The sequence below is a fragment of the Gordonia soli NBRC 108243 genome (genome assembly GCF_000334455.1).
GTDB classification, from domain to species: Bacteria; Actinomycetota; Actinomycetes; order Mycobacteriales; family Mycobacteriaceae; genus Gordonia; species Gordonia soli.
On the sequence record NZ_BANX01000027.1, the window covers coordinates 21,476 to 32,389 of the forward strand.

9 protein-coding genes are annotated in these 10,914 nt (G+C 69.1%); all 9 read right to left on the reverse strand.

Features of this window, described 5'->3' with window-relative positions:
• Nucleotides 1-160: 160 nt before the first annotated feature.
• The 9 genes from GS4_RS17820 to GS4_RS17860 all read right to left on the reverse strand — a co-directional run bounded on the left by GS4_RS17820 (nt 161) and on the right by GS4_RS17860 (nt 10,781).
• Nucleotides 161-1,096 carry a copper transporter gene (locus tag GS4_RS17820; protein ID WP_007623116.1) on the reverse strand — a complete coding sequence of 312 codons (936 nt, stop codon included), beginning with the start codon at nt 1,094-1,096 and terminating at the stop codon, nt 161-163.
• Between the two features lie 3 nt (nt 1,097-1,099).
• Entirely contained in the window at nt 1,100-2,287 is a 1,188-nt protein-coding gene (steA, locus tag GS4_RS17825) for a putative cytokinetic ring protein SteA (protein WP_040510988.1), read from the reverse strand.
• Between the two features lie 106 nt (nt 2,288-2,393).
• The gene (locus GS4_RS24905; protein WP_007623118.1) at nt 2,394-3,173 is read right to left on the reverse strand and encodes a YsnF/AvaK domain-containing protein; all 780 of its coding nucleotides are present in this window, start codon (nt 3,171-3,173) and stop codon (nt 2,394-2,396) included.
• Nucleotides 3,174-3,266: 93 nt separating this feature from the next.
• Nucleotides 3,267-4,496: a YsnF/AvaK domain-containing protein gene (locus tag GS4_RS25330; protein ID WP_007623119.1), complete on the reverse strand. Its 1,230-nt coding sequence runs from the start codon at nt 4,494-4,496 to the stop codon at nt 3,267-3,269.
• A gap of 64 nt (nt 4,497-4,560) precedes the next feature.
• Complete coding sequence (recN, locus tag GS4_RS17840; protein WP_007623120.1) at nt 4,561-6,327, reverse strand: DNA repair protein RecN; 1,767 nt, start codon at nt 6,325-6,327, stop codon at nt 4,561-4,563.
• A 2-nt stretch (nt 6,328-6,329) separates the two neighbouring features.
• A complete protein-coding gene (locus tag GS4_RS17845; protein WP_040510993.1) occupies nt 6,330-7,367 on the reverse strand; it encodes an NAD kinase in 1,038 nt (345 codons plus the stop codon).
• 68 nt (nt 7,368-7,435) lie between these two features.
• Nucleotides 7,436-8,389: a TlyA family RNA methyltransferase gene (locus GS4_RS17850; RefSeq protein WP_007623122.1), complete on the reverse strand. Its 954-nt coding sequence runs from the start codon at nt 8,387-8,389 to the stop codon at nt 7,436-7,438.
• Nucleotides 8,390-8,399: 10 nt separating this feature from the next.
• Nucleotides 8,400-8,735, reverse strand: a complete 336-nt coding sequence (locus GS4_RS17855; protein ID WP_245555753.1) for a hypothetical protein — start codon at nt 8,733-8,735, stop codon at nt 8,400-8,402.
• 12 nt (nt 8,736-8,747) lie between these two features.
• Nucleotides 8,748-10,781, reverse strand: coding sequence for an HAD-IIA family hydrolase (locus GS4_RS17860; protein WP_007623124.1), 2,034 nt, complete (start codon nt 10,779-10,781; stop codon nt 8,748-8,750).
• Nucleotides 10,782-10,914: the final 133 nt, after the last annotated feature.

Sequence of the window (10,914 nt, forward strand, 5' to 3'; positions counted from 1 at the left end):
TCCCGTCGGCCGTTCAGGCCAGAAATACCTGTTTACCTACGGGACTCCACGGTAACACCACAGCGCTTCTCGTCGCGCCGCCACACCGGCACGACGACGAATGCGGGGTATGTCACGTCGGTCGCGGGGTGCGACCGACGTGACCGCGCTCGGCGACCGATCAGGCCGCGGGACGGCCGCCGGTGCCGACCGTGATGGCGCGGGCACCCACGCCGGTGCCATAGGCGCCGGTGCGACCGGCTGATTCCTCGACCATCGTCAGGACGGTGGTGATCCGGCCGGTCTGCTGGTCGACGTTGTCGACGGTGGAGATCGCGTTGCCCAACCCCGGGTCGGAGCGGACGACGGCGATCGGAGATCCGCCGTCGGCAGATCCGGTACGGCCGACCAGCGTGCCGCCCTGCGCCCGTGCGGCCATCGCCGCACCGAGGCGGGCGGTCAACTGCCCCTGTCCCCCGGAATCCTTGCCGAGTGGACCTCCGGTGACCACGACGACGAGATCGGCTGCCGAGATCGCGTTGTCGGTGTAGCTGATGAACCCGCCGTCGCGCAGCGTCGACAAGCCGGTCCGGACGTCGCCCGTCGAGACAGCCGGGCGGCCGGAGCGGTGCAGCAACAACGACCCCAGCAGATCGCCGACGCGCCCGCCGGAGTCGGTGAGTTCGGGTCGCAGCGTCGCGCCCGGCGGGATGGTCTGGTCGACGATGCTGCGCAACCGCTCGGCGTCGTCGTCACGCACCAACACGTCGGTGAGGCCGATCTGGCCGGCGAAACGTGCGCCGGCCGACGACAGTGACTCCTTGACGCCGTCGACGTCGGATTGCGCTGCGCCGGGGGCTGTCACGACCAGGACGGAGTGATCGTCGAGGGTGTTGGCGATCAGACGCGGCGCGACCGCGGCATCGAAGCTGTTGGCAGCGTTCACCTGGCCGTTGAGCTGATCGCGTTCCTTCTCGAGGTCACCGATCCGGTCTCGGCTGGTACCGGTCGCCGAGTTGACCCGGTCACCGATGAAACCCGAGCCGAGGAACAGTCCGACCACCAGGGCGAGGAAGACCGCGACCAGGGAGACGGCGTGCTGGCGAAGAGAGATCATCGGTTACCGGTTCCAGACCTCGCGGGCCCACTCCTCGAGCCGATCCCACTGTGCGACAGCCCAATCGGCGACATCGGGGCCCATGTTCGAGAGCAGCACCGCGGCGATGATCGCAACGAGGGCGGCGAGCACCACGCAGGCGATCGCCGCACCCGAGACACGGCTGCGGTAGAGCGTCGCGACGGCCTTGGCGTCGACCAGCTTCGGCCCGACCTTGAGGCGGGTGAGGAAGGTCGACGGCGCGCCTTCACGACGCGAACGGTCGAAGAAGTCGTCCAACGTGCCCGCGTAACCGACGGTGACGATCAGGTCGGCGCCGTGGTAGTCGGTGAGGAGCAGGGCCAGATCCGCAGCGGAGCCGGCGGCCGGGAAGGTGGTCGCACCGATCCCGAGGTCCTGGATGCGCTCCAGGCCGGGTGCGTGGCCGTCGGTGTCTGCGGGCAGGACGACCTGCGCGCCGCTCTTCAGCGTGGCGGTCTTCATCTCGTCCGGATCGCCGACGATCAGCGCCGGTCGGTACCCCGCTTTGATCAGGACGTCGGCGCCTTCACCGACACCGACCAGCACCGGCGAGTACTCCTTGATGAAGGGCTTGAGGGCTCGCAGGTCCGACGCGCGGTCGGGACCGTCGGCGACGATCACCACATGCTTGCCGGCCAGCGGGATGTCCACCTCCGGCACTCCGACGCCGTCGATGAGCAGCGGGGACTCACTACGGATGAACTCGATGGTGTTGCCCGAGAACGCTTCGAGGTGGTCGACCAGGCCGGTCTTCGCCTCGATCATGAGGTCGGCGACGTCGCTCTCGTCGAGTTCCTCCCCCTTGGCGAGTCGACGGTCGCCGATGAAGAGGCGGTCGTTGTCGACGCGCAGCTTGGCGCCGTCCTTGACCCGCTTGAAGACCTCGGTGCCGACGTTGTCGAGGACGACGATGCCGGACGCGACCAGCACCTCGGGGCCGAGGTTGGGGTAGCGCCCGGAGATGGACGACGACGCGTTGACGACTGCGACGACGTTGGCCTCGACGAGCGCGTCGGCGGTCACCCGGTCGAGGTCGACCTCGTCGAGGATGGCGATGTCGCCGGGTCCGACGCGTTCCAGCAGACGTTTGGTGTTCTTGTCGATCCTGGCGATCCCGGTGACACCGGGAAGTTCATCGGTGGTGCGCGCGAGCAGGGCAGGCATCTTCATGACGCCCATGATCGGCAGAGATCACCGTCGAACCGGGGAGGCGCGCCGTAACAAATACAACTTTTGTCACACGAGTAACAGCTGTCCCACGCGGATTCGTGCTGTGTCAGTTCTCGGAGTCGGCCGAATCCGTCTGTCGCGCTGCGGGATAGGTGACCTCGTCGACCTCGACCTCTTCGCGGCGGACCTGGCCGGTCACACGCTCGGTTCGCTGGATGCGATCCTTGCCGAGTTCGACCTGGCCCACGACGCGCACACGCTTGCTGACCTCGACCTCTTCGCTGCGGAGCTCGATCTCGAAGCTGGACTCCTCGAAGAGGTGCTCGGTGTCGAGCTCGCGGTCGAGATCGGTGCGGGTGACGCGCACCTTCTCGTCGAACACGTCGACGTCCAGCGCACTGTCGTCGACCACGACCTTCTTCCGGACCCGGACGACGCCCGTCGCGACCTCGCGCTTCGCGGCGACGAGGTCCTCCGAGTGCAGGTCGATGACGTGTGTCGGGTCCGAGGTCGACGTGGCGGCCGGCGCCTCCTCGTCGTCTCCCTCGACGGTCCCGTCGATGACGTTGGCACCGTTGGTCGAGCTGGTGGTGACGTCGGTGGTCACCTGCGGTCCGGCAACCTGCGGCTCGGGTGCCACGGCGGCGGAACCCTCGTGGTTCCAGCGGCCGGACAGGATCCAGTCGGCATCCTGGTCGAGTCGGACGAAGTCGGGCTCGAACCCGGCAACGCCTCGCTCGGACACCAGCATGCGGCCGCCGTTGTTGCGGACCCCGACGATCAGATTGTCGCCGTCACTCGCGAGAACTGTGCCGACCTCGGCACCGTCCCGCGCCACGACGGGTGTCCCGACCTTGATGTCGTACCCGGCGAACGTCACTACCATCTCTTCTTCTCCCCTTGATTTGTGCTTCTCCCCCACCCTGACGGCGTCCCGCCTCCACGGGATCTGTTGGGCCGTCCATGCGGTCGGTGCCGCTCAGTCACTTCGGCGGTGCCGTCCGAGTCGCTCGGCCGACGCCCCTTCCTCGTCGCCCGCGCTCGGCGGAGCCGATCGATCGGGCTCGGCTTCCGGCGCACGCCGGCGTACCCGCGGCGCATCGGATGCCGACGGCGCCTGGGGAGTCCGTGCCTGCGCGACGCTGCTCGGGTCGATACGCAGCGGCATCGTGTCGGTGACGTCGGCGACATCGGGAGCGGCGCGGCGCGCAGCAGTCGTACCCCGGTCGGGCCCTGCCGTGCCGGCTCCGCTCTGGTCGGACGCACCACTCTGGTCCGACGCCGTGGCCCGGTCCGACGCCGTGGCCCGGTCCGACGCCGTGGCCCGCTCGGACGCGGTGTCGCCAGATGGCGCCGGGGCGGAGGTCATCGCATCGGCTTGGCCGGCATCCGGTGCCGACCACTCGGACCGGCCGTCGTCGGGATCGCTGACCTCGACCCGTTCCTTGCGGACGGTGCCGGGGATGTCGACCTGCTCGACCGTGGACTGACGGGTGATGCGGACCTCTTCACGCACCACGAGCCGCCGGGTGACGACGAGTTCCTCCTCGACGACCGGGACCACGTAGGTCTCGCCCTCCCAGTATGGGGCGGGCACCTCCTCGACGGTCCGTTCGACGGTCCGACGCTCGATCGTCGCGTGCTCGCGGGTAACCGCCACGGACAACTCCTCGGGTTCGGTCACGACGCTCTTGCGTACGACGACGCTGCGTCGCTTCTCGTGGACTGTGGGCTCGAGGTACTCCTCGTGCAGCGTCACGGCGATGGTGTCGTCCGTGTCCGGTGGCGACGAGGAACGTGCGGGTGCTTGCTGGTGCCCGACCTCTGGTTGAGGCTCCGGGACGTCCGCCGCGGCGCTCGGGCGGTGACGATCGGCGCGCCCTGCCCCTCGCTGTCGGGCGTCGGCGGTGCCAGCTTCGTGGGTGCCAGCGTCGTCGGTGCCGGTGCCGGTGCCGGTGCCGGTGCCGGTGCCGGTGCCAGCGTCGACGGTGCCGGCGTCGACGTCGCCGGTGCCGGTGTCGAAATCGGGTTCGCGGTGACCGGGCGCACGCGGATCACGCTCGGCGGGCGGCTCCGCCAACAGCATGTGGCGTGCCGCGTGGCGTCCCCCGGGCTGGTCGACAAGGGGCCAGGATGCGGGAGGGCGGGCGACCGAGTGGCCGTTACGCGGGCGCGCGTCATCGCTGTAGGTCCCATGCGGTTCACGCATGTCTCTCCCCCAACGTCACTCTCGACCCGCGTGCGGTCCCCCGGACCGTTGTCGCCGCGTCGCGTCACCGAGCAGGTTCACCCGGTCGTTCCTTCTCTGCGGTCTCCAGCAATTCCTCCGCGTGCGCACGGCCCGTGTCGGAATCCCCCAATCCCGCCAACATACGTGCCAGCTCCGAAACTCGCTCGTCGCGTGACAAAGTCCTCACGGTGCTCGTCTGTGCGCCACGGCCGGACCCGCTGGTCTTACCGATGACGACATGATTGTCCGCAAAAGCGGCCACCTGTGGCAAGTGGGTGACCACGATGACCTGGTGGTTACGCGCGAGATGAGCCAATCGTCGGCCGATCTCGACGGCCGCGCGACCGCCCACACCAGCATCGACCTCATCGAACACCATGATCGAACCGCTGCTGGGTTCCGCCAACACCACCTCGAGCGCGAGCATCACACGAGACAGTTCGCCGCCGGAGGCCGACCGTGCGATGGGCAACGGCTGCGCATCCTTGTGTGCGACGAGGGCGAACTCGACCCGATCGGCGCCCGCGCTCCCCGCGTGTGCGCGCTGCCCGTCGACGACCACGGCCAGGCGGTCGTCGTCTGCCGCCACCTCCAGGACGACCCCGACCTCGAGCGCGGCGTCACCCATGGCCAGCCCGCCGAGTTCGCGGGAGACCTTCTTGCTCATCGACGTGGCAGCCTTGGCACGGGCGGTGTGCAGCCGCGTGGCCGCGGCCGCCACAGCATCGCGAGCTGTGTTCGCCTGCTCCTCGAGATGCTCGATGGACCGGCCCGGATCCTCGATCTCGGCGAGGCGCGCCTCTGCCTCGGCCCGCCATGCGATCACGCCGTCGACATCGGCGGCGTACTTGCGCAGCAGCGATTTGATCTCCGCCTGCCGGTTCAGCAGGCCGTCGAGCTCACCGGCGTCGGCAGGCAGTTCGCCCAGATAGCCGGTGAGTTCCTGGCCGATGTCGGTGACGATGGTCAGCACCTCCGACACCCGCGGCAACAATGTGCGCAGGGTCTCGTCGGTCGTGCCCTCGAGCTGGGTCCGCACCTGGCCGAGGCCGTCGACCACCGAGCCGGCGTCGCCGGCGACGATCTCCTGCGACTGCGCGGCGGCGGTGCGGATCGTGTCGAGGTCGGTGAGGCGACGGATGGCGACGGTCAGTTCCTCGTCCTCACCCGGTCGCGGATCGACCGCGGCGATCTCGGTGATCCCGAAACGCAGCCGATCGGCCTCCTGTGCGAGATCTCGTGAGTCGGCGCGCAACGCGTCGAGTTCGTCGAGCACCGCGGTCCACCGGGCACGCGCGGTCTGGTACTCGTCACGGGCACGAGCGGCGCCCGATCCGGCGAAGGTGTCCAGAGCCGCCCGCTGATGCTCGGGTTTCAGCAACCGGAGCTGATCGTTCTGGCCATGGATGGTCAGGAGACGGGTCGTCAGCTGACCCATCACGCCCACGGGCACCGAGCGCCCACCCAGGTGGGCGCGGGATCGGCCGTCGGAGCCGACGGTCCGGACCGCGATGAGACTGACGTCGTCGTCGAGTTCCGCACCCGACGACTCGACGATCTCGCCGATGTCGGCAGCGACTCGACCGTCGTCGCCGACAGGCAGTCGGAATCGACCCTCGACCGTCGCCTTGGGGTACCCGGAGCGGACACGCCCAGGGTCGGCCCGACCACCCGACAGCAGATGCAGGCTGGTCACGATCATGGTCTTACCTGCACCGGTCTCACCGGTGAGGACCGTGAAGCCCGGGTGGAACTGTGCGGACGACTGTTCGATGACACCCAGACCCGAGATACTCAGTTCTTCGAGCACGGTTACGTCGACCTCCCCCTCCACCCGGTCACCGGCAGGGCGAACTTCGTCACCAGACGGTCGGCGAACGGGTCGGAATCGATTCTGACCCACTGCACCGACCGTTCGCTGCGAACGATCTCCACTCGTGCCCCGGCCGGGACGTCGATGGGACGCCGACCGTCGCACAAGGCGATCGCCGAACGACCGGTCTTGTCGATCTCGACGGCGATGGTCGACCTCGGGCTGGTGACCATCGGACGTGCGAACAGTGCGTGGGCATTGCTGGGTACGACCAGGATCGCCTCGAGGTCGGGCCACATGACCGGTCCCCCCGCGGAGAACGCGTAGGCCGTGGATCCGGTCGGAGTCGAGATCAACACACCGTCGGCGCCGAACGCCGACACCGGGCGCCCGTCGACCTCGGTGACGAGCTCGAGGACTCCTTGATTGGTGCGGTTCTGGATGGCGACCTCGTTCAGAGCCCAACTGCGCACCGGGTTCTCGGGGTTGGCCGGATCGGTGACCGAGACGTCCAGGGTCATCCGGGGTTCCACCCGATAGTCACCGGCGATCAACTGGGCCATCACCGAGTCGACCCGATTCGCTTCCGCCTCGGCCAGGAAGCCGATCCGGCCGAGGTTGATCCCCAATACCGGCACCGATGCCGGATAGGCCAACTCGGCGGCGCGGAGGAATGTCCCGTCGCCACCGAGGACGATGACGATCTCGCATCCCTCTGCGGATGCCGGGTGTGCAGTGGTCACCTCGACGGCGGCGCCGATGTCGCGGAGGTGCTCCGGATCGACCGGATGACTCTCCGGTCGTGCGCGCTCACCGGCCGGGACGCTGTCCGGATCGGGGTCGGGCACGAGGTGTGCCGGGTCGTGGTCGACTCCCACCATGCCGGTGGCGGTGTCGTGATCGACGATGCGCAATCGGATGTCCGCGGCGGCGCAGTGACGCGCGATCGCCTCCATCGTCTCGACGACGACGTGCCTACCGGTGTGCGCGACGACCAGGAACTCACGCTGACCCGCGGCCGCACCGTCCACCGGCACATCGGCAGCATTCCCGCCCACGACGCTGTCGGCACGCACCTCGTCGACCACCACGGTCCCTTCGTCTGTCAGCGCGGTCCGTTCTCGACGGCATCGGCGATCACTTGCCGGACGGCCCCGCTGATGTCGCTGTCGTCCCCGTCGTCCGGCCCCGGGGCCCGGACTCCGACCCTATCGCTCCCCGACGACGTACCGCCGAACTGGTGGCGTCCATCGTGCGCATCGTCGGTGCCGGGTGGCGGTGGCGACTGCCGGCCGCCCGGGTCGGCAGAGCCGGTCTTGCGCAGCCACAAGAAGTACTCGACGTTGCCCGACGGTCCGGGGAGCGGACTCGCCGTGGCTCCGACGGTGCGCAGTCCGAGCGTCGCAGCACCTCGTGCCACGGCCTCGACCGCTTCGACACGCAGAGCCGGATCGCGCACGACGCCACCGGATCCCACGCGCTCCTTGCCGACTTCGAACTGCGGTTTCACCATCGGCACCAGGTCGGCGCCCGGACGTGCGCACGCCGCCAGAGCCGGAAGCACCAGAAGCAGCGAGATGAACGAGAGGTCGGCGACGACGAGATCGACCGGATCGCCGACAGTCGCCGGATCCAGATGCCGGACGTTGGTGCGGTCGTGTACGTGCACACGGGGATCGTTCTGCAGACGCCAGATGAGTTGGCCGTAGCCGACGTCCACGGCGACCACTTCGGCAGCTCCACGGCGCAGCAGCACGTCGGTGAAACCGCCGGTGGACGCACCGGCGTCCAGACAGCGCCGTCCCTCGACGGTCAGCCCCTGATCGGCGAATGCGTCCAGCGCACCGACAAGTTTGTGCGCGCCTCTCGATGCCCAGCCCTCGCCGACGTCCTCGACCACGACGATCGGTGTGTCCTTCGCGACGTTGGTCGCCGGCTTTGCCGCGACCACCCCGTTGACCTTGACCACACCGGCCGCGATGAGTTCGCGTGCCTGTTCGCGTGATCTGGCGAGTCCGCGTCGCACGAGCTCGGCGTCCAGCCGAGCGCGCGTCGCCACCGTCAGTGCCTCATCGGCGATCGACCTCGTCCAGCGCACCCGTCAACACGTCGTGTGCCTGGTCGAGGAGTTCGGCCTGACGACTCAATGCGGCCAGGTCGAAGGTGTCACCGACGCTCTGCCGGACCTCGTCGACCTCGGCGAGCAACTCGTCCACGCGCTGGGTGACCGACTCGGGCTCGATGGTCGACGCCCGCACCGGTGACTCCGGCGCCGCCAGATGCGCACCCGGCTTGGGAGCACCTGGTGTCGGCACTCCCGGCGGTGGAGCGCTCGGCTGCCGGCCCGGGATCGGAGGTACGTGTCCGGGACGAGGTCCAGGGATCGGGCGGTGGTCGTCGGTCATCGAGAGACCACGCTAGCGCACCGAGGCCAGCCCGAGGCCCCGCAGACGCGTGTCGATGGTCGGTTCGTCAGCCCGTACGACCCATCGGGTGCCCTCGGCGCTCTGGGCCTCCCATACCGCGGCGGCCAGCGCGGGCAGCAGCGACTCGGGTCGTGCGTCCGCAGACGACCGCACCGATACGGTCGTGCCGCTGATGTCGAACGACCAGCCCGGCTGTGGCCCGACCCGGACGGCCTCGGTGTCGGCGCCGAGCCCGGTCAGGTCGTCGACGACGTAGGTGGGTCGCTGCCGCGTCGGGGCGTTCAGCAGATCCGACGCGGTGCTGACGCCGGTCAGGACCAGCAGGCTGTGGAGACCGACTGCGTGTGCGCCCTCGATGTCGGTGTCCAGGCGATCGCCGACCACCAACGGCCGATCCGCGCGGCTCCGCTCGATGGCGTCCTCGAGCAGGGGCGCCGCAGGTTTGCCGGCCACCTCGGGCGTCGCGCCCGTCGCATGGGCGACCGCGGCCACCATCGACCCGTTGCCGACGAGCAGACCGCGCTCCGACGGCAACGTCGCGTCCACATTGCACGCGATCCACCGGGCGCCGGCGCGGATGGCCAACACGGCCTCGGAGAGCTGCGCCCAGCCGGTGTCGGGCGAATGGCCCTGGATGACCGCAGCCGGACGGTCGTCGGCACTGCGCGTGACGGCGATCCCGACCTCGCGCACCTCTTGGGCCAGACCGTCGGTACCGACGACCAGCGCCCGCGAGCCCGGCTGGAGATGCTCGGAGAGGAGACGAGCCGCGCTCTGAGCGCTGGTGACGACCTGGTCGGCGGTCGCGGAGAACCCGAGTTCGGTCAGATGAGCGGCCACCTCGGACGGACGACGACTCGCGTTGTTGGTCACGAACAGCTGCGGAACCGTCACCGTCGCAAGCGTCTCGGCTGCGCCGGCGATGGGCCGCGAGCCGGCGAAGACGGTGCCGTCCAGGTCGAGCAACAGCGCGTCGTAACCCGACACGAGCGGTGCCGAGGACGTCGTGTTGCTCGCAGCAACCGGAGACGACGCGTCGCGGACCGGGGCCTCCCCGGCCTCGGGGGCGGCGCCCGATGCCGGCGTCGCGACTGGACGAACGGGAGCCGAAGGCGACGGGTCGCCCGGTGCCTGCCCCTCGATTCTCGACGATCCGGCATCGATCGTCGATTCCACGGGGCGCGCTGGTTCCTCCGGTCGACTCTGTGCCATGGGGCGGCTCTGGTCCCCGAGACGCTCGGGAGCGACGTCGTCGGCACCGCTCACCGTCTGGCCGTCATCCTCGAGCGCACCGTCCGGTGAGGTCATCTCGACGAGCCGGAGTTCGGCGTCGGTCACATCGTCGACGTCCGCCGACGCGGCATTCATGAACCACGTGATCGCATCGTCTCGTCGTCCCGCAGCCTCGAGAGCAGACGCATAGGTGTAGAAGAGTCGGGCCGCTCCGGTCCCGACACGACCGGGGTTCAAATCCTCGTGCTGCAGCGTGACGACCGCCTTCTGCGGCTCGTCCAGATCCATCCGGGCACCGGCCTCGACGATGCGCATCTCGGTGGCCTCATCGCCGGTGAGCCGACGCCCGTCCTCGCTGCGTGCGATCTCGATCGCCCGCTCAGGACGGCCGAGCCCCCGCTCGGAGTCGGCGATCAGCGGCAACAGCGCCGTATTGCCCGTTATCCGGCGGGCAGCACGCAGCTCGGAAACGGCTTCCTGCCATTCGCCTGCGTTGTACGCCGCGACTCCGGCCGTCTCGCGGACGAGTCCCACCCGAGACGCGCGAGCACGCGCAGCGCGAGCGTGAGCAAGAGCAGTCGCGGGGTCCTCGTCCAGGAGACGCGACACCATCACCAGATGTCTGGCGACGCTCTCCGCGTTCGCCTTGTCCAGGGTCAGCAGGTCTCGACGAACCTCGGGATCGAGGTCGGAGGCTGCGACGTCATCAGGAAGGAACGGCTCGTCACGACGATCCGAGCCACCACCGCGGCGGGGACGCCGTTGGCCGTCGGTCCGATCTCGGTAACTCATGGTGTCAATCTATCCTCGGTCGAAGGTCATCGAAGAATCGCCGGCGATCTCGCCGATCTGCGGCGCGTGACCGCATCTGGTCGACGACGCAGAAATGCCCCGGAACCGGAGTGATCCTGGTCCCGAGGCATTT

What these genes read in the sequence shown, in the direction of transcription:
- GS4_RS17820 (WP_007623116.1), bottom strand. Translation starts at nt 1,096, where the DNA reads ATGATCTCTCTTCGCCAGCACGCCGTCTCCCTGGTCGCGGTCTTCCTC.
- steA (WP_040510988.1), bottom strand. Translation starts at nt 2,287, where the DNA reads ATGAAGATGCCTGCCCTGCTCGCGCGCACCACCGATGAACTTCCCGGT.
- GS4_RS24905 (WP_007623118.1), bottom strand. Translation starts at nt 3,173, where the DNA reads ATGGTAGTGACGTTCGCCGGGTACGACATCAAGGTCGGGACACCCGTC.
- GS4_RS25330 (WP_007623119.1), bottom strand. Translation starts at nt 4,496, where the DNA reads ATGCGTGAACCGCATGGGACCTACAGCGATGACGCGCGCCCGCGTAAC.
- GS4_RS17855 (WP_245555753.1), bottom strand. Translation starts at nt 8,735, where the DNA reads ATGACCGACGACCACCGCCCGATCCCTGGACCTCGTCCCGGACACGTA.
- GS4_RS17860 (WP_007623124.1), bottom strand. Translation starts at nt 10,781, where the DNA reads ATGAGTTACCGAGATCGGACCGACGGCCAACGGCGTCCCCGCCGCGGT.